The following is a 21,774-nucleotide window of genomic DNA, read 5'->3' on the forward strand; positions in this document are numbered from 1 at the left end:
ATGATTATTGCTATTATTTTTGGTGTCATCGGAATGCTGATTTCATGGCGTTTAAAATCAAAATTCAAAACTTATTCAGAAACGGCATTGCAAAGTAATTTGTCGGGCCAAGAAATCGCAGAACGCATGCTTGCCGACCACGGCATCCATGACGTACGCGTGATTTCGGTAGAAGGACAATTGACCGACCACTATAATCCGGCAGACAAGACAGTTAACTTAAGTCATGATGTATATTATGGCCGGAATGCAGCCGCAGCAGCTGTTTCTTCGCATGAATGTGGACATGCTGTCCAACATGCGAAAGCATATAGTTTTCTTCAATTCCGCAGTGCGATGGTACCTATGTTGAATATCGCGAATGGATTCATGCCACTCTTATTAATGGCTGGAATGATGCTCTTATATTCAACCGGAAACTCAACAGTCTTAGCTATTGGTGTTGCTTTGTTTGCTTTAGCGACACTCTTCAGCTTTGTGACACTGCCTGTCGAATTTGATGCATCTAACCGAGCTTTAGCCTGGATTAAGGCGAACAACATTGTTACTCCTGCAGAATATGAACTATCCAAAGATGCGCTTTGGTGGGCAGCGATGACTTATGTCGTAGCCGCATTAGGCATGCTCGCACAATTGCTCTATTATCTGAATTTGATGGGTGGGAGAAGAAGTGATGATTAGACATTGGACGGTAGACGTTAGACTTTGGACGTTGGACTTTGGATAAATATTAAAGACGCTGTAATAGCGTCTTTTTTTTGCACAAATCTATCTAACGTCCAACGTCTAACGTCTAGCTATTCAACTTACTCTTCCGATAACTATACCCAAAGTAAATAACAACCCCAGCTAAACACCAATAGGCAAATCGCTCCCAATTGGTCGCTCCCATTTGAGTCATTAGATACAGATTCACCAACAATCCCAAAATAGGAATTAAAGATAAACGATGCGTGTAACTGAAAAATGCGAGCACTAACCAGATGATAAAGAATCCCGACATGATCCAATGATCGGCCTTTGCCTCTCCGGCAAAATAGCTACCCAACCAAGTTGACCACGATGCTGAATCAGGCAACGATAAATACAAGGCTACTACCCAAGCCAAGCCAACCCAAATAGAGGCATTAACATAAGGTATCTTAAACTTCGATTTCTTTTGATTCTCAGGATCCAGATCCAAAATCAACACGCCCGCACATACCAAAACAAAAGCAAACAAAGTACCAATGCTAGACAAGTTGATTACTTCTTCCAAATTAGCAAATAATGCAGGTACCCCCACCAAAACACCCGTCATAATCGTTGAAAACGATGGAGTACGGTATTTGGGATGAATGCGCGCGAAGGCTTTTGGCAATAATCCATCACGCGACATGGTCATCCAAATTCGCGGCTGGCCTAATTGATAGACCAATAAGGCGCTCGTCAAGGCAATAACAGCACTCGCCGCCACAACACCAGCTACTCCCGGTAAATTCACTTTCATGAACATAAAAGCCAAAGGATCTTCGATTCCAGTCAATTGATGCGATGGAACGATTCCTGTTAGGACCAATGTCACCAACACATATAGTGTCGTACAAATAATCAATGCCCACATCATCGCCTTCGGAATATCCCGTTGAGGGTTTTTACACTCTTCTGCAGTCGTTGAGATAGAATCAAAACCTATGTAGGCAAAACAAACCGCAGCTACACTTTTTAAAACCCCAGAAATCCCATTAGGCGCAAAAGGTGTCCAGTTTTCCACTTGTACGTAAAATGCCCCAACGCCGATCACGATGGCGATGACCAACAACTTCAAAATAACGAGAACATTGTTGGTGTTTTTTGATTCTTTAATCCCAATATAGACCAAATAGGTAATGGCAACCGTAATGAGCAAGGCAGGTAAATTGGCCACAAAATGCCAACCAAATAGCGTAGGCGCTGATTCATAAGCCAGATAACCTTCACGTAGATTCACGGATAAAGATTGAAGGGTTTGGCCAGACTGAAGTAGTGGCATAGCTTCGACGAAAGCCCTTTTTGCTGATAAATAATCCATCGTCAAAAATTCCGGCACATGAATTCCGAGGCCCTCCAAAAGATCTACAAAATATTTTGACCAGGAAATTGCAACGGCAACATTGGAAATGGCATATTCGAGCAAGAGGTTCCAACCCAAAATCCATGCGACGATTTCGCCTAAACTTGTATATGCATAAGTATAAGCGCTGCCACTAATAGGTACAGTAGCCGCAAAACGGGCATAACAAAATGCCGTAAACATACAGGCTAATGCAGTAAAAACAAATAACATGGAAACTGCAGGACCACCATTGGCAGATGCTTGACCGATTGCCGAGAAAATACTCGCACCAATAATCGCCGCAACGCCCATGAAAGTCAAATCACGAACGCCTAAATTGCGATGCATTTGGCCCCCTTCTAACTTTTCAATTTCCAGTTGGTCTGAAATAATTTTATCTATTGACTTCTTACGAAAAAAGGAAGACCACATCATATAAGCTTGTTGATTATTGTAACGAAGAACAAAAATACATCTTTCTCAAAGAAATTCTAATTTAACGAAAAGCCTTACCTTTGTAAGCATGTCAGTAGCCGTCGTCATTCTAAACTACAATGGAAAAGCATTTCTCTCGAAATTCCTTCCAAAAGTAATCTCTACAAGCCCTGAAGGGTTAATCTATGTAGCAGACAATGGTTCCACAGATGATTCTGTCGCATTCGTTCAATCGGAATTCCCTCAAGTCAAACTGATTCATTCAAGCCAAAACCTAGGCTATGCCGGAGGTTACAATTATGCACTCAAACAAATTGATGCCGAATACTATGTGCTCATGAACTCGGATATTGAACCCAAGGAACATTGGCTGGGCAATTTATTAGCCTATTTCCAGGCAAATCCCCAGGTGGCTGCAGCCCAACCGTTTATTTTATCATATCAAGAGCCTAATAAATTTGAATATGCTGGCGCTGCAGGAGGCTACTGGGATCGATATGGTTATGCATTTTGCCGAGGACGCATCTTTGACTCGATAGAGAATCAAACGAATCAATACGAAAGTGCGCTGGTCAATTGGGCTACCGGTGCATGTCTGATGGTTCGATCAAACGTATATTGGGAAGTTGGTGGACTTGATGCCTATTTCTTTGCCCACATGGAAGAAATAGACCTTTGTTGGCGCATGCAACGCGCAGGCTATAACATTGCTGCTGTCGCAACAAGCGAAGTGCTTCATGTAGGTGGAGGAACCTTAGCACAAGGTAATCCCAAGAAGACTTATTTAAATTTCCGCAATAACTTAATCCTATTGTACAAGAACCTTCCTGTGGGAAAGCGTTTGGGAATATTATTTACCCGAATGCTTCTTGATGGTTTGGCAGGAGTACAATTTCTTTTAAAAGGAGAATTCAAACAAATCATTGCCATCTTAAAAGCGCATCGCGACTTTTATGGCTATGTTTTCTTTACTCAAAACAAGGAAAATTTGACAGCAGAATTAGCCAAACAAGAAGTGGTAAGTTACCAAGGAAGCATTGTTTGGGACTACTTCATTCGCAAAATCAAGCAATTCCCAGCGCTGCGATTTTAAATATCCCAAACAGACGGATTGTTTCGCTGACGCAAATACCGACGAATATTCATCCAAAACGCCAAAATCAGGTAAATGATAATAGGTGAACCCAAAGTAAGAAAAGAAGTGTAAATAAAATATAGGCGAATGCTGCTCGTTGAAATTTTAAACTTTTCACCTAATCGCGTACAAACCCCAAAGGCCTGATTTTCAACAAAGTATTTCAATCTGTACATCTTAATTTATTTAGGTTCCGCAAAATTAGATTTTTTTCACCATTTAAAGAAAAAAAGACACTGAATAAATAAAGTACAATAAAATAAAGGAAAAGTATTAATTAAATTTTAATTAACTGATAATTAATTAGAAAATGCTTGCATACAATTATATTTTTTCTACATTTGAGCACTTAAAAGATTTAATTCAACGCACAGTTCAGACTTCCCCTCTCTAGTATCTCCCACTATTTATAGTTTTTGATTCTAAAGTTTGCATCGTCTTCTAGCGCAGAACAATCGATTTGAGTATTAATTTTTTAACATTATTTTTATGCAAACTGGTAAAGTAAAATTTTTCAACGAGACTAAAGGATTTGGATTCATCGTTGATGATCAAACAGGCGAAGACATTTTCGTACACGTAACTGGCCTTTCAGGTGTTACAATTCGCGAAAACGATTCAGTATCTTACGAGGTGACTGATGGAAAGCGCGGAGCAAACGCAATCAACGTAAAGAAAATCTAATTTTCGCACGTTTAATTTGATTAGAGCAAATCAGTAGATTTCAATATATAGTATTGCCCCATTGATCTCTAGTTAAAGAGAAATAAAAAAGCCTTCTTCGGAAGGCTTTTTTATTTAACAGCAATTAAGCGATCCAAGCGACTACCTCTTCTTTCGTAGGCATGGCTGCATCAATCTTCAATTTCTTACGCATTCCTCCTAAGTCGTTAAATACTTTATTGGGATTTGCTTCCTTCAATTGATCCAATGTCAATATACCCATTTTTTGAAGGGCTGGTATCCAAATTTCAGGTACACCTACCTTGGTAAATTCGCCATCTGAAGAAACTTCTTTGATCACTTCCGGACGCATTTGCGGGAAGAACAATACTTCTTGAATCGAAACTTGATTCGTCATTAACATGGTTAATCGGTCAATACCAATTCCAATCCCAGAGGTTGGTGGCATGGCATATTCCAAAGAACGCAAGAAATCGTAATCCATTGCCATCGCCTCGTCATCTCCTTTTTCGGCTAAACGCAATTGATCTTCAAAACGCTCTTTTTGATCGATTGGGTCATTTAACTCGGAATAAGCATTGGCAATTTCTTTTCCGTTTACGAATAATTCAAAACGCTCTACTAAGCCTTCTTTCGAACGGTGTTTCTTCGTCAAAGGCGACATCTCTACCGGATAGTCCGTAATGAAAGTCGGTTGAATCAAGTTGGCCTCTACCTTTTCTCCAAATAACTCATCGATCAACTTACCTTTTCCCATTTGGGTATCCACTTCCATTCCTAAGCTAAGGCAATGTTTACGCAATTCATCTTCTGACATCGCATCTACATCCACACCTGCGTATTGCTGGATTGCACCTGAAATGGTCAAGCGTGGATAAGGTCCGGCAAATTCAATATCATTTTCGCCAACACGCAATTTGGTTTGACCATGTAAAGTCTGAGCAACAGTTTGGAAGATCGTTTCTGTCAAATCCATCATCCAATGGTAATCCTTGTAGGCAACATAAAATTCCAAAGAAGTAAATTCCGGATTATGCGTCCGGTCCATCCCTTCATTACGGAACATTTTTCCAAATTCATACACACCATCAAAACCACCTACGATCAAACGCTTTAAATACAACTCATTTGCAATACGCATGTAAAGCGGCATGTCCAAGGTATTGTGGTGCGTATTGAACGGCCGAGCAGATGCCCCACCATGTACAGCTTGCAACACAGGTGTTTCCACCTCCAACCATCCACGCGCATCAAACATGGAACGCATAGTTGAAATGATTTTTGCACGCTTAATAAAAATATCTTTTACATGAGGATTAACAATTAAATCCACATAGCGCTGACGATACCGCATTTCAGGGTCAGAAAAAGCATCATAGGTTTGACCCTCTGCTTCTTTCACTACGGGCAATGGACGCAAAGCCTTTGACAACAAAGTAAATTCACGAACATGCACCGAAATCTCGCCTACTTGCGTTGTAAATGCGTATCCTTTGACACCGATGATGTCACCGATATCCAACAACTTTTTGAATACCGTATTATATATAGTTTTATCTTCTCCTGGGCATAAATCATCCCGACGGAAATACAATTGAATACGTCCTTCAGCATCCTGCAATTCAGCAAAAGATGCATTTCCCATGATACGGAAACCCATCAAACGACCCGCAAGAACAACTTCCTGATAATTTGCCTTTTCAGGTGAGTAATTGGCTAAGATTTCCGCCGAATGTACGTTTACCGGATATTCAGCCGCAGGATATGGGTCGATCCCCATCGCCATTAACTCTTGTCGCTTTTGTCTACGCAGCTGTTCTTGTTCACTTAAAATCATCAGAATATAAGGGATAAAATGAAGCTACAAAAATAGCCATTTCAATTGGCAAATAAAAGTTGATTCCAATTCTTAAAACTTGTTAATTCGATTTTACGTTTAGCAGTTAAAACGATTTTTCGATTAAATTCGTAAATCAAATACTAACCCTTTTACTAATCGCAAGATGGAAATGAAAAATCAATTAAAATCCTACGTAGTCATCGCCCTATTATCCAGCGGGGTAACTTTGGGGGCATATCAATTACTTAATTTAGGGAATCAATCGAATTTCAGTGATTCTCCATCCGCTTTCACAAGCAATGTATCCAACATTACCGCAGCCGGCAGCCCAGGTGAATTCACTTATGCAGCTGAAAAAACAACGCCTGCCGTTGTACACATCAAAACCAAAATGGAACAAAGACAACGTCAGTTTTCAAGTCCATTCGATGACTTGTTTGGTGGATTTGGTGACCCATTCGGTGGAGGTGGTCGTCGGCAAGCTCCACAGCAAGCGGAAGCGTCGGGATCAGGTGTTATTATTAGCGCAGATGGATATATCGTAACGAACAATCACGTCGTTGCTGAAGCAACCGAAATCTCCGTGATGTTAAATGATAAACGTGAATTTAAAGCAAAAGTCATTTCTACGGATCCATCGTCGGATTTAGCCGTTATTCAAATCAAAGCAAACGATTTACCCTTCTTAACTTTTGGGGATTCTGATGCATTAAAAGTGGGCGAATGGGTGTTAGCCGTGGGCAATCCATTTAATTTAGAGTCGACCGTTACAGCGGGTATCGTATCAGCCAAGGGTCGCCAAAACATCATCGACCGCGATGATGACAAAGCTGCTAACCCATTGGAATCTTTTATTCAAACAGATGCAGCTGTTAATCCGGGTAATTCGGGTGGAGCATTGGTCAACCTGAAAGGCGAATTAGTGGGAATTAATACTGCTATATATTCACGCACTGGCCAATTCGCCGGCTACTCATTCGCTGTACCGGTAAGTATTGTAAAGAAAGTGTCAGCTGACTTAATTAAATATGGTAATGTACAACGTGGATTTTTGGGCGTGAGCATTATGGAAGTCAATTCGAAATTGGTTGACGAAAAAGATTTAAAAGTATCAACAGGTGTTTATGTAGGTGGATTCTCTGAAAATTCTGCAGCTAAAGCAGCGGGCATCAAAATCAATGACGTCATCACGAAAATTGATGGCATGGAAACAAAGACATCTGCGAAGTTGATGGAAATCGTAGGCCGCAAGCGTCCGGGTGAAACTTTGAACGTGACCGTTAACCGCGATGGTCAAAACAAAGACTTCATTGTTACATTGAAAAACAAGGATGGCAATACTGCCATTTTGAAAGGCGAAACTGGGGAATCCTATAAATCTGAATTCTTGGGAGCTAAATTTGGTGCATTGAGCAGCTCAGATAAAGAAAAATTCAATGTTAGTTCAGGTGTCAAAGTAATTGAAGTATTACCTGAAGGCCGTTTAGAAATGTATGGTTTATCCAAAGGATCCATCATCACGAAGATTAATGACAAAGCGGTAAATAACCCGAAAGAAGCTGCTGAATTACTTGAAGCACGCAAAGGCCGCACGAAGCTTGAGGGGATTGATGTGGATGGATCAAGATTTATTTATGTGTTGTAATCAGTCACTAGTCATTAGTCGCTAGTCATCAGTCGCTAGTCGGCAGTCACTAGTCGTCAGTCACTAGTCAAGCATTGATTTTTTGAGACCTATTGAAAACTCAATGCCAGCTAATGAAATTATATTAAAGTTAATTTATCAGACTAGTGACTGACGACTATTAAAAAAGCCCCGCCTGGAATACCAAGCAGGGCTTATATATTTTAGCTAATTTATCAGACCAGCGCGACTAGCGACTTATTTCCGATACATCACCGTCTTCACCGCATCGATGGTACGAGCGACGTTTGGCAAAATCTCCTCAATTAACGTTGGAGCATATGGTAATGGCAAGTCACGTGAATTCACACGAACTACAGGGGCATCTAAATAATCAAAAGCCCAACGTTGTAAGTGATAAGCAATTTCAGATGAAATAGCAGATAATGGATTGGCTTCCTCAACAACAACACAACGATTTGTTTTCTTTACCGACTCAACTACGGTTAAATAATCGATTGGACGAACAGTACGTAAATCAATTACTTCTGCATTGATTCCTTGTTTGGCTAATTCCTCAACAGCTGGCAATACAACACGTGGCAACATTTTACCAAATGTTACAATCGTCACATCTGTACCCGGCTTCACGATATTCGCTTTACCTATTGGAATTAAATATTCTCCGTCCGGTACTAAACCTTTATCTCCATACATCAATTCCGATTCCATGAAAATAACAGGATCATTATCACGAATCGAAGCTTTCAATAAACCTTTTGCATCTGCAGGTGTTGCCGGAACAACAACTTTCAAGCCTGGGGTATTCGCAAACCAGTTCTCGAAATTGGATGAGTGCTGTGATGACAATTGTCCCGCATTACCTGTTGGCCCACGGAATACAATTGGACAAGAGTATTGTCCACCTGACATCGACATCAATTTAGAAGCGGAGTTGATAACTTGGTCGATAGCCACCAACGAGAAGTTGAAGGTCATAAACTCAACAATCGGACGTAAACCATTCGCTGCAGCACCTACACCGATACCACCGAAACCTAATTCAGCGATTGGGGTATCAATCACGCGCTCGGGACCGAATTCGTCCAACATACCTTGTGACACTTTGTAAGCACCATTGTATTCCGCAACTTCTTCTCCCATTAAGAAGACAGTATCGTCGCGACGCATTTCCTCTTGCATAGCCTCACGTAAGGCTTCTCTAAATTGAATTTCTCTCATATGATTTCTTTGTTTTGGGTATTCCCAAGCAGCGACAAAATTAGGCAAGAAAAAGCACACCACAAAACCAAAATTCAGGTTACAATCCGTCTATTTTAGTAAAATCGTCGTATTTTTGAATTTCCAACGAATAAAATCAACCATGTCAGTTCAAATCGGCGCAATTTCTGCAACTTTATCGAGCTTTTTAAGCCAACACGATTATTCACATATCGCAGTTATTGTGGACGAAAAGACACAAAAACATTGTTTACCTCTTATTCAATCCTTGCTCCCGAAAAATCATACGAAAATCGTTATCAAATCTGGAGAAGAGAACAAAACACTCGCAACTTGTGAGAAAATTTGGCAGGCGATGACACGTGCCAACATGGATCGTCATGGATTAGTCATAAACCTGGGTGGTGGGGTGATTGGAGATATGGGCGGCTTTTGCGCATCTACATATAAAAGAGGCATTGATTTTATTCAAATCCCAACTACCTTATTAGCACAAGTGGATGCTAGCGTAGGCGGGAAATTGGGCATTGATTTTCATGGATTAAAGAATCACATAGGAGTATTCCAATTACCTAAAACGGTTTTGATAGACCCATTTTTCATTCAGACACTTCCACATCGTCAAAAATTGTCAGGCTTTGCGGAAATCATTAAACATTGTTTAATCCGAGATGCCGCAAAATGGGAAACAATCGCAGCTTTGGATTTTGACCAAGTTGACCTAGCTGATTTAATCGCCCATTCTGTCGAAATCAAAAAAGCAGTTGTAGAAGAAGATCCGAAAGAAAAAGGCTTGCGAAAAATTTTAAATTTTGGACACACCTTAGGTCATGCGGTTGAAACCTACCTGTTGGGATTAGGCAAACGAGCCGTGTTACATGGAGAAGCTATTGCTGTAGGAATGATTACAGAGGCCTATTTGGCATTTGAACGCAACTTATTAGAGGCTGAAGAATTAGAGGCCATCGAAGCTATGTTATTTGCTACTTATGGCCGTGTTCAAATGAAAGCAGATGAAATCCCAGCGATCATTCAATTAACAGCCCAGGACAAGAAAAACAAAGGAACCGAAATTCGATTCTCGTTACTTACAGGGATTGGAGATTGTGGTTATGATATTCCTGTGACCAAGGCGGAGATGAAGAAAGCCTTGGAGTATTACATCGGGTAACTATTCAATTACTTGCGGAACTTTAAAATATTGCTCGTTGGTATCCGGACCTAATGCGAGTGCTTTTTCACGCGTTAAATTCGAAATCGCTTTATCTTCTCGGAAATGATTTAACGCCGAAGTCATGTGTGCCAAAGGGGCAACATGCTGCGTATCCACCACATTCAAAGCTTCCATCCAATCTAAAACCTTGTTGATGGAATCTTGCATTTCTGCCACCTTCGATTCTTTCAAATCCAAACGTGCTAAATGCGCGATCTTAACAACATCCTCCTTACTTACCTTCATCTTTCTTTGATCTTATTTTTTTATCCTCCGGCATTTCTTTATCCAAAAATGCGTTCAAAGCATCACGATCCAAATTTGTCGTGATTTGGCCCAATGAATCTATATTCATTTCAAATCCGGCTAAATCCGGATGCACTTTGGGAGCCTTGGGTTTTGGTTTTGCTTTCATTAGCTATTTTGTGGAAATGCTTGTAATGCAGCTGATAATCGTTCTACCACTTGATCCTTTCCCCATAATTGCATGGATATCATCAAATCTGGACCTGCACCATTGCCACTAAGGGCAACACGTAAAATTTGCATAACCTTACCCATTTTGATTCCTGCCTCTTCTAAACATTCGTGAATCGCATGTTTTATCTCGTCGGCTTGCCAAACGCCAACCTTAGGCAATGCATCTGCTAATAAGCTTAAACCTTTCTCAGCTTCCGCATTCCATTTATTTTGAATAACAGCCTCATCATAAGCCGAAGGCTTTTCGATAAAAGCAGCCACTAGCGTTGACAATTCCTGAGGAAAAGTAATTCGGTCTAAAAACAAAGAAACAAATGCCAAACCTTGTTCGGCAGGTAAATGTCCCAAATATGCTTTCGCTAATAATTCAGGAGCTTGTTGTTTTAAATATTGCTCATTAAACCATTTGGCTTTATTCACATCAAATTTGGCTCCTGCTTTGTTGATACGCTCCAATGAAAAGGCATCAATTAATTCCGTCAAGCTAAATAATTCTTGCTCCGTGCCTGGATTCCAACCTAAAAAGGCCAAGAAATTCAAAGTCGCTTCTGGCAAATAACCTTCTTGCTTGAATCCTTTGGAAACGGCACCCGTTTGCGGATCCGTCCATTCCATGGGGAATACAGGGAAACCGCCTAAATCCGCATCGCGCTTCGACAGTTTACCATTTCCTTCCGGCTTTAACAAAAGTGGTAAGTGCGCAAATTGTGGCGCAGTCCAACCGAATGCTTGGTATAATAAAATGTGTAAAGGAGCTGAAGGCAACCATTCTTCTCCACGAATCACATGCGTAATTTCCATGATGTGATCATCCACTACATTCGCCAAATGGTATGTAGGCATGCCATCTGATTTCATCAAAACCTTATCATCGATACTCGACGTGTGGACATGCACCCAGTCACGAACAGAATCTTGGAAACGAATTTCCCCTTTGGCAGGAACTTTTAAACGAATTACATAGGGTGTATTTGCCTCTAACAATGCTTGCACTTCAGCAGCAGGCAAGGCCAATGAATTACGCAATTTAACGCGAGTTAACGCATTGTATTGAAATGCAGAACCCTTACTTTCAAACATCGACCGCATCGCATCTAATTCCTCGGATGTATCAAAAGCATAATAGGCTTTTTCCTCGCGAATCAATTGATCCGCATAGGCTTTGTAAAGTTCTTTCCGCTCGCTTTGTCGGTAAGGCGCATGCGGCCCAGCAGCACCCACACCTTCGTCGGGGCTAATGCCCAACCAAGCTAAGCTATCTAAAATGTATTGCTCCGCGCCGGGAACGAAACGCGTTTGGTCGGTATCTTCAATCCGAAGAATGAATGTTCCGCCCATTTTACGCGCGAAGAGATAATTATATAACGCGGTTCTAACCCCACCGATGTGTAAGGGACCCGTAGGACTTGGGGCAAAACGAACGCGAACAGATGATGACATATATTATGATTTATAGGCAATACAAGCAATTTCAACACGCACGTCTTTCGGGAGTCTTGCAACTTCGACCGTTTCGCGTGCGGGAGGATTTTCGGGAAAATATGCCCCGTAAACTTGGTTAATTTTGGCAAAATTATCCATGTCTTTGACAAAGATGGAACATTTGACCACATCTGAATACGTGCAACCAGCCGCTTTTAGAATGTGACCCATGTTTTTCATGACTTGGTCTGTTTCTTCTTCGATGCTCGCGCCAGACTCAAACACGCTTAAAGCGATTTGACCGGATACGAAAACCATGCCATTCACTTCGACCGCTTGCGAGTAAGGACCAATTGCAGCGGGGGCGTCAGGAGAAAAAATTATTTTTTTTGTCATACCTTTGAAATAAGAGATGCAAGTTACCAAAATTTGCCTGAATCTCGAATCAGGAAACTGCGGAATCGATTAATTCATGCGTAAAAAAATACACAAGCTTTGGCACAAGAATAAAGGAATCGGCTACATGCTCATTTCTTCTTTGTGTTTTGCATTGATGTCGGCACTTGCCAAATCCATGAGCGACCGATTCGGTTCTGTGGAATTGGTGTTTTTCCGAAGTGCTGTGGGCCTCCCCTTTCTGCTAACAAGTTTGATTCGCAGGCCGGCAGTTCAAAAAGGCGGAAAACTTTATTTCATTATACTTCGGGGATTATTAGGGGCATTTACCTTGTATTGCTTGTTCTACACCTTGGAACATTTGGGCCTTTCACTAACTAATACCTATGGCCAGGCATTTCCCTTGTTCATCGCAATCTTTAGCTTTTTTCTGATCCCCAATGAGAGCTTAACAGGCAAGCAGGTCTTGTTTTTGTTGGTCGGCTTTTTCGGAATATTATTAATCTTCCAACCGGAAGCCACGGGCCAATGGTTCAATCATGCGACAGGAATCATTTATGCGATGGGAACGGCGCTCGGTTACCTTGCTATTAAGGAGGCACAGAAATATTATGACTCTCGCTGGGTGGTTGTATCCTTTATGGGAGCAGGTTTAATTGCATCGACCATCTCTTTGTGCTTAGGTACATTTTTAGAAATGCCGAACAGTTTTTTTTCGGGAGTTTGGGTAATGCCTACACCCTTTGAGTGGGTAAAGGCATTAGTTATGGGCTTATTAGCCCTAGGCGTTCAATACTTTACGACTCAGGCTCTATTGAATGAGAAAACCAGTATTGTAGGAGCTGTGGGAAATAGTGCGGTAGTATTTTCGATTGCCATTGAGATTGCTTTGGGGCATGGCTTTCCTTCCTTCTTGATTTGCTTAGGGATGGTAATGGTGGTTTGGGGGAGTTATCGGGTGAGCAAGAAATAGTCCATTAGTCGTTAGACGTTGGACATTAGACGTTAGACGTTGGACGATAGACATTAGTCGATAGACATTAGTCGTTAGACATTGGACGTTGGACTTTAGACGTTGGACTTTAGACGTTGGACTTTAGACGCTGGACTTTAGAAAATAGGTGACTTTTCATTTATGAGATTATAATCAATTGATGCGAAGTGTCATGTGGTTACATTCCACCGTCCACCGTCTAAAGTCTAACGTCTAAAAAAAGCGAACCCCAAGATTTCTCTCAGGGCTCAGCAATCAATATAATTAATAGTTCAAATTATGCCGTAGCAGAATTCATTACTTCCGTTTGCTTACGGATAGATTCTAAGTGAACCAATTTGAACATTTCTTCTACGAATTCAGGATACAAACCTAAGCCTTTAGCTTGATTTGCACGGTCATTGTGCAATTGCTTCCAACGATCCAATTGCAATACAGCTACGTTGTTATCACGCTTGTACTCACCTAATTTCTCAACAACTGCCATACGAGCAGCTAAAACTTCCATCAATTCACGATCGATGTTGTCAATCTTCTCACGAAGACCTGCTAATTCGTCAGAGAAGTCAGAACCGTAATTTGCATTACGAACTTCTAATTCGCGCAACATTTCACCTAATTTCTCCGGTGTAACTTGTTGTGACGCATCTGACCAAGCCGCATCTGGATCACGGTGAGTCTCAATGATCATACCATCGTAGTTCAAATCCAAAATACGTTGAGATAATTCCATCAATAAAGCACGCTTCCCAGCCATGTGTGATGGATCACCGATGATTGGCATTTGAGGGAACAAACGCTTCAACTCAACCGCCATTGCCCACATCGGTGAGTTACGGTATTTCGTTTCTTGTGCGTTTGAGAAACCGCGGTGGATTGCACCTAATTTCTTGATACCAGAACCTTGTAAACGCTCAAATGCACCTACCCATAAAGCTAAATCTGGATTAACTGGATTTTTAACCAATACAGGAACATCTACACCTTTCAAAGCGTCTGCTAAATCTTGTACGTTGAATGGATTAACAGTAGTACGTGCACCAATCCACAATACATCAACACCATATTTCAATGCCAATTCAATGTGCTCAGGCGTTGCAACTTCGATCGCCAATGGCAATCCCGTTTCTTTTTTCGCCTCAACCAACCACTTCAAAGCAGGCTCTCCCATACCTTCAAAGCTTCCTGGACGTGTACGAGGTTTCCAAACTCCTGCACGCATAATGTGTGCATAACCTTCCGCCTTAATACGACGGGCTGTTTCTAATACTTGCTCCTCAGTTTCAGCTGAACATGGACCCGCAATAATCAACGGCTTTCCACCAGTCTGAATCCACTCTTGCATAGGTACAATGTCTAAATTGGCATTCATAATTTTCGGATTTACAAGGCTCGCGCCCCAAACGTTTTGTTTATTTTATTTTATACTTCACCGATTCAACGGATTACTAATTCTCTTATATTTGCAAGCTATTTCAAAATCAATGAACAAACCCAACGCTTCAACCTTACCTACCTTATCGTTCGAAGACACTAAAATTGCCTTTGCTTCAAAGTCCAACTTCAAACTCAAAAAGGCCTATTGGATTTTCGCCTTAATGAACCAAAATTGGCTTGTAAAGTTAGGGACTTTTTTCATCAAATTGTTCCTTTTCCTCCATTTTCCCATTAAAAAACTGATAAAATCTACGATTTTCGAGCAATTCTGTGGTGGAGAAACGATACAAGAATGCAAACAGACGATCGACCAACTACAATTAGGAAAGATTGGAACCATCTTAGACTACTCGGTTGAGGGGGAAGAAAATGAAAAATCTTTCCAAATAACGAAGCAGGAAATTCTAAAAACAATTCAAAAAGCCCATGAGAATCAGGCCATTCCGTTTGCCGTTTTCAAAATGACTGGGATATTCCAAGCGGAACTTTTGGAAGAATTTCAAACCGAAACAGGATTAGCAGAAGAAAACGAAGCTACATTCCAACACAGTAAAGAAATACTAATAGAGATTTGCCAAAAGGCATATGATTTAAAGGTTCGCTTATTCATTGATGCAGAAGAAAGTTGGATGCAGGGAACAATTGACACCTTGACCTATGAAATGATGGAACGTTTCAATCAAGAGACAGCCATCATATTCAATACTTTCCAAATGTATCGTGTGGATATGTTGGAAAACTTAACAAATGCTATTGCTACAGCAAAAGACAACAATTATTACTTGGGGGTAAAGCTTGTTCGTGGGGCTTATTTAGAAAAAGAACGCCAACGAGCACATGAGGATGAATATTCAGAACCGTTACATAAGGACAAGGAGCATACCGATCAAGATTTCAATACAGGCATGCTGACTTGCTTAATGAATTTAGAGCGGGTTCATTTTTGCATTGGGACCCACAATGAATATAGCTGTAAATTATTGATTGAGGAGATGGCCAAACAGCAAATTCCGCATAATCATCCCAATATTTACTTTGCTCAGTTACTAGGGATGTCAGATAACATTAGCTACAACCTAGCTGCTGCAGGATATAATGTAGCCAAATACGTACCATACGGTCCCGTAGAATCTGTGATGCCCTACTTATTCCGTCGGGCCGAAGAGAATAGCTCCATTGCGGGGCAAACTTCCCGGGAATTCACCCTATTACTTAATGAAGTAAAACGCAGAAAAAACGCCTAATGAAATCCAATTACCGCTATTTCCTTCTTAGTTTATTGATCATCCTTTTAGATCAAGGAATCAAAATGGCTGTGCATCATTTTATGGATCCAGGCTATTATGGGCAAATTGAACTGATTAGTCCATACGTCAAATTGCATTATACCTTAAACCCAGGAATGGCGTTTGGCATTCAATTAGGATCCGATTACGGCAAATTAATCTTAACAAGTTTTCGCATTTTGGCGATGTTCGGCATCGGATACTTGTTGTATACTTTGACGGTTAAAAAGTCAAATACCTTGTTATTAGTTTGTACCTCCCTCATTCTTGGAGGAGCGATTGGAAATCTAATCGACTCGGCGTTTTATGGCGTATTTTTGAACAATGCACCACAGGGAGCGCCTATGCAATGGTTTCACGGCCAGGTTATCGATATGTTTTTCTTCGATTTTTGGGAAGGCATCCTGCCCACTTGGATACCTATTTGGGGTGGGAGTTATTATTCAACGCCGATATTTAATTTTGCAGATGCAGCAATATTTTGCGGCGTTGTAACGATCTTGTTCTTTCAAAATTACCTGTTTAAGCAGGATAACGAATAATTAATAAAATGGGGCAATATTTCATATTTTTCATATTAGCCCTACTCGCCGAAATTGTAGGTACTATTAGTGGCTTTGGTTCATCCATCCTATTTGTTCCATTGGCATCTCTCCTACTTGATTTCAAGATTGTTTTAGGAATCACAGCTGTATTTCATGTATTCAGCAACATCTCCAAAATCTTTTTATTCAAAAAAGGAATCGACAAACAAATTGCCCTAAAATTGGGAATTCCTGCCGTTTTGTTTGTCACTTTAGGTGCATGGCTTACGAATTACATTCCTCAAAAAGAAATTGAAATGGGCATGAATATTATCATTTTCATGCTAGCACTCTACTTGATGACTGGCCACCACAAAGGGCTGAAGGAAACAAATGCCAACCTGTATTTAGGGGGAACCATATCAGGGTTTCTCGCAGGCTTAATTGGAACAGGAGGTGCCATCCGTGGCATTACGTTGGCAGCTTTTCATTTAGAAAAAGATGCATTTATTGCGACTTCTGCCATCATCGATATGGGCGTAGATTTGAGTCGGGCTGGGGTTTACATCGCCAGCGGATATTTCCATCAAGAGCATATTGTTTTGATTCCTTTCCTCATTGTCATATCGATTGCAGGCTCGTATTTGGGCAAAAGAATTTTACAATATATCCCTGAGAAGACCTTCCAATATATTGTGTTGGGGGTAATTCTGTTGACATCGCTGTTGCAGGCAGTTAAGTATTTTTGGTAGCTAATTTATAGAGACGCGATACCTCGCGTCTAAGACCAACGATATAACCCAATAGACGCGAAATATCGCGTCTCCACAAAATCCAAAAAATGGACGAAAGATGATTCATTTCTAAAGTCTAGCGTCCAAAGTCCAACGTCTAAGACGCGAAGTATCGCGTCTCTACATTATCCAGAAAATGTACGAAAAGTGATTCATTTCTAAAGTCCAACGTCTAAGACGCGAAGTATCGCGTCTCTACATTATCCAGAAAATGGACGAAAGATGATTCATTTCTAAAGTCTAGCGTCCAAAGTCTAACGTCTAAGACGCGAAGTATCGCGTCTCTACAAAATCCAAAAAAAAGCCCCGACTTTCATCGAGGCTTTCTTCAAAAGAATCAGCTAACTTATTTCTTTGCTGGAGCAGCTGGTGCTGCAGCAGGAGCCGCTGGCTTAGGCGTAATGCCCATTTTCTTTAATACCAAATCAGACATGTTTGCATCTGCAGGGTAGTGTAACAAAATTGGTGCTGTTCCCATTCCTGCATCGTAGTTGAATACGTACGTGTAAGCATTTTCAGCTGCCACTGCGTGCATGTTTTCTTCAACTTTCTTCAACAAAGGTTGCAACAATTGAGCTTGTTTCTTTTGCAATGAAGATTGAGAATTTTGCTGAAACTCTTGAATCGAAGTTTGCAAGTTTTGCAATTCTTTTTCCTTGTCTTGCTTGATGATATCAGCTGTCTTAGGATCTGCATTTAATTTCTCAAACGCCGCTAATTTATCTTGAAAATCCTTCACTTTTCCTTGATAAAGCGTCTCATATTGCTTTTGCGTATTTTTCAAATCCTCTTCCACTTGCTTAGCTTCAGGCATTTGGCTTAAGATGTAATCCGCATTAATAAATCCAATTTTAACTTGTGCTTTCGCTGGTAAAATAGCCATTCCGAACACAAGGCTCATAGCTAAGAATAGTTTGTTTTTCATAAAAGTTTAATCTAGTTGTTTTTGTTTTATATTCTTAATCACTCTACTATTTTTTCAAATTAGGATCTAGTTCCAAACCTAGTTCCTCCAACACATAATCCGAATAATCATGAATCGGATTTGTATAAATCAATGCTAAACCATCATTTGCCTTATCAAACACAAAATCCAAACGCTTTTGGCGCACAACACGCTCCAAAGCTTTTGAGATCTCATCCAATATCGGCTTCATGGCATTTTGTTTGGCTTTAAACAACTCACCCTCCTCCCCAAATACCTTTTCCTGGTAAGCCTTCGCCTCTTGATCCTTCAATTTAATGGTAGCCAAACGTTGTTGACGTAACTCGTCTGTCAACAATAATTCCTCTAAATGAAACTCTTTTTCCAATTGAGCAACAGCCTCCTGCTTGTCGGCAACTTCCTTCAACCAGGTTTTTGTTTTCTCATTTAAAGCCGTTTGAACTTTTTGAAATTCGGGCATTTTGGACGTAATAAATTCCGTATCAATGTAGCCAAATTTCTGCGCATAGGTCCGTTGTCCCACGCACAAGATTCCCAAAATTAAGAAAAAAATTGACTTTTTCATTGTTAATACCGCTTAACGAATTTGCTGTCCAATCGAGAACGTAAACGCTTGTCGGCCAAAATCCGAATCTCCCGGACGAGGCTTATCAAACGCAAATCCATAATCGATACCAATCATACCAAATGCTGGCATAAAAATCCGTGCGCCAAAACCAGCCGACTTATATAAATTAAATGGATTGTAATCCGTCATCGACGCAAAGTTGTTTCCGCCTTCAGCAAAACCTAGTACGAAAATCGTAGCCGAAGGGTTCAAAGATACAGGGTAACGCGCTTCCATCACAAACTTGTTATAGGCAACCCCACCATTTCCATAGGAACCCGATGGTCCAATTACGCGATCTTTATAACCACGTAATCCGACAATATCCCGGTTAAAGGAGAACCCTTGTACCATCCCTGAACCCCCTAAATCGAAACGCTCAAATCGTGTAGTAGGTGCGCCGCCATAAGATCCCAAGAATCCTAAATGGGCACGTGTGTGAAGAATTAATTTACCTATTAATGGAGTAAACCAACTCGCATCAAACATCCATTTATGATATTCAATTAAACTACCATCCTTGTTACCTCCCATTAATGAATAAGGTGGCGTAAGCGATGCATTTAAAGAGAAACTTGAACCCATACGTGGAAAGGTTGGATTATCGATACTATTCCGAGAGAAATTCGTCATCAAAGTAATCGAAGTGGATTTTCCTTGCGGATAAGCCCAGGTATAATAACGATCTACGTCATATTGTGAAAATGACAAGGAATTACTCAATGAGAAATAATCATCCGGCCATTTCAATCGCTTCCCTAAACTGAAAGTTATCGAGTTTACGTTAAAGTGTGCATCGAGCAAAGAATCAGGAACCGAATAGGAACTCATGCCATAGCCACCATAACCACCGTATCCGCCATAGCCTCCATAACCTCCATAACCACCTAAACCACTTCCGTATCCGCCCATACCACTACCATATCCACCGTAACCTGTCGTACGGAATTGATAAGGATACGACACACTTCGATTCAAGGAGATAGAAAAAGAGTTCGGTTTCTTACCCCCTAACCAAGGTTCCGTAAATGTCAAACTGTAATTTTGATATGCCGCACCATTTGCTTGAAAACGTACAGATAACTTTTGGCCATCACCCGCAGGTAGAGGACGCCATGCCGACCAATTCGTCAGGTTCTTCGCAGAGAAGTTATTGAACACGACTCCTAAAGTACCTACAAAACCGATATAACCACCCCAACCGCCTGAAAGCTCAATTTGATCGGACGGCTTCTCTTCTACGTTGTATTCAATATCCACCGTTCCATCTGGACGCGGCTGCGGATTGGGTGTAATTTTTTCTGGGTTAAAATAACCGATGGTCGATAACTCACGTACGGTACGGATAATCGCGGACTTATTAAATTTCTGTCCCGGTAATGTACGAATCTCACGCATAACGACGTGATCAGACGTCTTCGTATTTCCATTCAAGATAACTTTATTGATCGTTGCTTGCTTACCTTCACTGATACGAATGGTTAAATCAATTGAATCTCCTTCGATAGCCGACTCTACAGGCTCACCATTATAATACAAATACCCATTATCCATGTAGACAGAACTCAAATCATCGCCCGGATTACCTTGCATTTTCTTATCTAATTCTTCCGTATTGTACACATCACCCTTTTTGATTCCCAAAACCATATTCAACACAGAATCCGGGTAGATATAATTCCCTTCAAAACTAATATTACGGTAGTAGTACTTTTTCCCCTGAACGAGTTTGATATACAAATTCACGGATTTTTGGTCAACCTTTCCAATGGAATCCGATTTGATTTGAAAGTCACGGAAGCCCAATTTATTCATGGCTTCAAGCAATTTTGTTTTATCCTCATCCCACTTTTTAGGAACGAATTTTGAAGGTTTAAAAATCCGACCAAAACGAACTTGTTTGGTATTTTTAATCTTACGCAAAATCAATCCACGAGACTTTGCATCAATCCCATCCAGAATAATTTTATGCACCTTTACCTTCTCCCCTTTGTCTACATTAACAATTAAAGTGGCATTATTTCCACGCAAGGTATCTACCCGAATCGTCGACTTTGTCTTTACATTTAAACGACCCTTTTCTTGATAATATTTCCGAATAGCTAATTCCAAATTCTTCTTAAGCGTCTCTGTGATAATTTTTCCTTTGTAAGTTTTCACTTTTTCACTTAAGCTCTCTTGCTCTCCTTTACGAATGCCCACATAATTTATCGCATACAAACGTGGACGTTCTTTCAAAGCGATTTGAAGCCAAATCTTGTCTCCTTCCACTTTGGAAGCATAAATTTCAACTTCTTCCAAAATCCCCTGATCCATGATTTTTCGGATGGCCGTAGCAACAGCATCCCCAGGCACCTTAATCTTATCTCCCTTCTGCAAGCCCGATATATTAATCATGGATGCCCCATCATAGAATTGCGATCCACTCACTTCAATATCAGCAATTTCATATTCCTTGGGATCTGTCCAAGAAAAAGTCGAAGACGCCGCGCTCGACGTAGCAAACCTACGATTTCCTAAAACTTGCGCTTGCGCAGTTTGAGTGATGAAAAGAACCAAGCCCACCAATACTAGCTGCCAAGAACGATACCCCTTTGATTCTTTACGAAAATTCATGCAAATGTCTTTTTTCATTACCAGG

General features: G+C 40.7%; 21 protein-coding genes. 9 read left to right on the forward strand and 12 right to left on the reverse strand.

Going from position 1 to position 21,774, the window contains the following annotated elements:
- Positions 1-681 (forward strand): zinc metallopeptidase, encoded by a 681-nt coding sequence (locus V7S75_RS08360; RefSeq protein WP_459513028.1) that lies wholly within the window; start codon positions 1-3, stop codon positions 679-681.
- Between the two features lie 112 nt (positions 682-793).
- Here the strand turns inward: V7S75_RS08360 and V7S75_RS08365 are convergent, their stop codons facing one another.
- Entirely contained in the window at positions 794-2,506 is a 1,713-nt protein-coding gene (locus V7S75_RS08365) for an amino acid permease (protein ID WP_459513250.1), read from the reverse strand.
- A 91-nt stretch (positions 2,507-2,597) separates the two neighbouring features.
- Between V7S75_RS08365 and V7S75_RS08370 the strand changes: the two genes are divergently transcribed.
- Entirely contained in the window at positions 2,598-3,602 is a 1,005-nt protein-coding gene (locus tag V7S75_RS08370; protein ID WP_459513030.1) for a glycosyltransferase family 2 protein, read from the forward strand.
- On the opposite strand, the gene V7S75_RS08375 is transcribed toward V7S75_RS08370, so the two are convergent.
- A complete protein-coding gene (locus V7S75_RS08375; protein WP_377977324.1) occupies positions 3,599-3,820 on the reverse strand; it encodes a PspC domain-containing protein in 222 nt (73 codons plus the stop codon). The two genes, V7S75_RS08370 and V7S75_RS08375, sit on opposite strands and share 4 nt — an antisense overlap.
- A gap of 313 nt (positions 3,821-4,133) precedes the next feature.
- Here V7S75_RS08375 and V7S75_RS08380 point away from each other — a divergent pair, with 313 nt between their 5' ends.
- Entirely contained in the window at positions 4,134-4,328 is a 195-nt protein-coding gene (locus V7S75_RS08380; RefSeq protein WP_130895221.1) for a cold-shock protein, read from the forward strand.
- 124 nt (positions 4,329-4,452) lie between these two features.
- Here the strand turns inward: V7S75_RS08380 and lysS are convergent, their stop codons facing one another.
- Positions 4,453-6,165, reverse strand: a complete 1,713-nt coding sequence (gene lysS / locus V7S75_RS08385; protein ID WP_459513032.1) for a lysine--tRNA ligase — start codon at positions 6,163-6,165, stop codon at positions 4,453-4,455.
- A 172-nt stretch (positions 6,166-6,337) separates the two neighbouring features.
- On the opposite strand from lysS, the gene V7S75_RS08390 reads away from it, so the two are divergent.
- Entirely contained in the window at positions 6,338-7,813 is a 1,476-nt protein-coding gene (locus tag V7S75_RS08390) for a Do family serine endopeptidase (protein ID WP_459513034.1), read from the forward strand.
- A gap of 237 nt (positions 7,814-8,050) precedes the next feature.
- Here V7S75_RS08390 and V7S75_RS08395 read toward each other — a convergent pair whose 3' ends face one another.
- A complete protein-coding gene (locus tag V7S75_RS08395; protein ID WP_459513252.1) occupies positions 8,051-9,082 on the reverse strand; it encodes a pyruvate dehydrogenase complex E1 component subunit beta in 1,032 nt (343 codons plus the stop codon).
- 94 nt (positions 9,083-9,176) lie between these two features.
- Here V7S75_RS08395 and aroB point away from each other — a divergent pair, with 94 nt between their 5' ends.
- A complete protein-coding gene (aroB, locus tag V7S75_RS08400) occupies positions 9,177-10,205 on the forward strand; it encodes a 3-dehydroquinate synthase (RefSeq protein ID WP_459513037.1) in 1,029 nt (342 codons plus the stop codon).
- Here aroB and gatC read toward each other — a convergent pair whose 3' ends face one another.
- Genes gatC through V7S75_RS08420 form a run of 4 tightly spaced genes read right to left on the reverse strand, consistent with a single transcriptional unit; the run spans position 10,206 to position 12,545 of the window.
- Positions 10,206-10,493 carry an Asp-tRNA(Asn)/Glu-tRNA(Gln) amidotransferase subunit GatC gene (gene gatC / locus V7S75_RS08405; protein WP_459513039.1) on the reverse strand — a complete coding sequence of 96 codons (288 nt, stop codon included), beginning with the start codon at positions 10,491-10,493 and terminating at the stop codon, positions 10,206-10,208.
- Positions 10,480-10,662: a hypothetical protein gene (locus V7S75_RS08410; RefSeq protein ID WP_459513041.1), complete on the reverse strand. Its 183-nt coding sequence runs from the start codon at positions 10,660-10,662 to the stop codon at positions 10,480-10,482. The genes gatC and V7S75_RS08410 overlap by 14 nt, the downstream gene beginning before the upstream one ends.
- On the reverse strand, positions 10,662-12,167 hold the full coding sequence (gene gltX / locus V7S75_RS08415; RefSeq protein ID WP_459513043.1) for a glutamate--tRNA ligase: 1,506 nt from the start codon (positions 12,165-12,167) through the stop codon (positions 10,662-10,664). Before gltX ends, V7S75_RS08410 begins: the two co-directional genes overlap by 1 nt.
- Before the next feature lie 3 nt (positions 12,168-12,170).
- Complete coding sequence (locus tag V7S75_RS08420; protein WP_377977316.1) at positions 12,171-12,545, reverse strand: RidA family protein; 375 nt, start codon at positions 12,543-12,545, stop codon at positions 12,171-12,173.
- Positions 12,546-12,621: 76 nt separating this feature from the next.
- On the opposite strand from V7S75_RS08420, the gene V7S75_RS08425 reads away from it, so the two are divergent.
- Positions 12,622-13,518 (forward strand): DMT family transporter, encoded by an 897-nt coding sequence (locus V7S75_RS08425; RefSeq protein ID WP_459513046.1) that lies wholly within the window; start codon positions 12,622-12,624, stop codon positions 13,516-13,518.
- A gap of 298 nt (positions 13,519-13,816) precedes the next feature.
- On the opposite strand, the gene V7S75_RS08430 is transcribed toward V7S75_RS08425, so the two are convergent.
- On the reverse strand, positions 13,817-14,911 hold the full coding sequence (locus V7S75_RS08430; protein ID WP_377977314.1) for a chorismate mutase: 1,095 nt from the start codon (positions 14,909-14,911) through the stop codon (positions 13,817-13,819).
- Between the two features lie 112 nt (positions 14,912-15,023).
- On the opposite strand from V7S75_RS08430, the gene V7S75_RS08435 reads away from it, so the two are divergent.
- The 3 genes from V7S75_RS08435 to V7S75_RS08445 are packed head-to-tail and all read left to right on the forward strand — an operon-like array spanning position 15,024 to position 17,538.
- Positions 15,024-16,220, forward strand: coding sequence for a proline dehydrogenase family protein (locus tag V7S75_RS08435; RefSeq protein ID WP_459513048.1), 1,197 nt, complete (start codon positions 15,024-15,026; stop codon positions 16,218-16,220).
- Positions 16,220-16,804 carry a lipoprotein signal peptidase gene (locus V7S75_RS08440; RefSeq protein WP_459513050.1) on the forward strand — a complete coding sequence of 195 codons (585 nt, stop codon included), beginning with the start codon at positions 16,220-16,222 and terminating at the stop codon, positions 16,802-16,804. The genes V7S75_RS08435 and V7S75_RS08440 overlap by 1 nt, the downstream gene beginning before the upstream one ends.
- A gap of 8 nt (positions 16,805-16,812) precedes the next feature.
- Positions 16,813-17,538 carry a sulfite exporter TauE/SafE family protein gene (locus V7S75_RS08445; RefSeq protein ID WP_459513052.1) on the forward strand — a complete coding sequence of 242 codons (726 nt, stop codon included), beginning with the start codon at positions 16,813-16,815 and terminating at the stop codon, positions 17,536-17,538.
- A gap of 388 nt (positions 17,539-17,926) precedes the next feature.
- On the opposite strand, the gene V7S75_RS08450 is transcribed toward V7S75_RS08445, so the two are convergent.
- From V7S75_RS08450 to bamA, 3 genes are read right to left on the reverse strand one after another with little or no spacing between them, the layout of a single operon-like run.
- Positions 17,927-18,505, reverse strand: coding sequence for an OmpH/Skp family outer membrane protein (locus V7S75_RS08450; RefSeq protein ID WP_377977310.1), 579 nt, complete (start codon positions 18,503-18,505; stop codon positions 17,927-17,929).
- A 46-nt stretch (positions 18,506-18,551) separates the two neighbouring features.
- A complete protein-coding gene (locus V7S75_RS08455; protein WP_459513054.1) occupies positions 18,552-19,091 on the reverse strand; it encodes an OmpH/Skp family outer membrane protein in 540 nt (179 codons plus the stop codon).
- Between the two features lie 12 nt (positions 19,092-19,103).
- Entirely contained in the window at positions 19,104-21,767 is a 2,664-nt protein-coding gene (bamA, locus tag V7S75_RS08460) for an outer membrane protein assembly factor BamA (protein ID WP_459513056.1), read from the reverse strand.
- Positions 21,768-21,774 lie beyond the last annotated feature (7 nt).

The organism is Aquirufa sp. TARAVU-A1A (genome assembly GCF_054558675.1).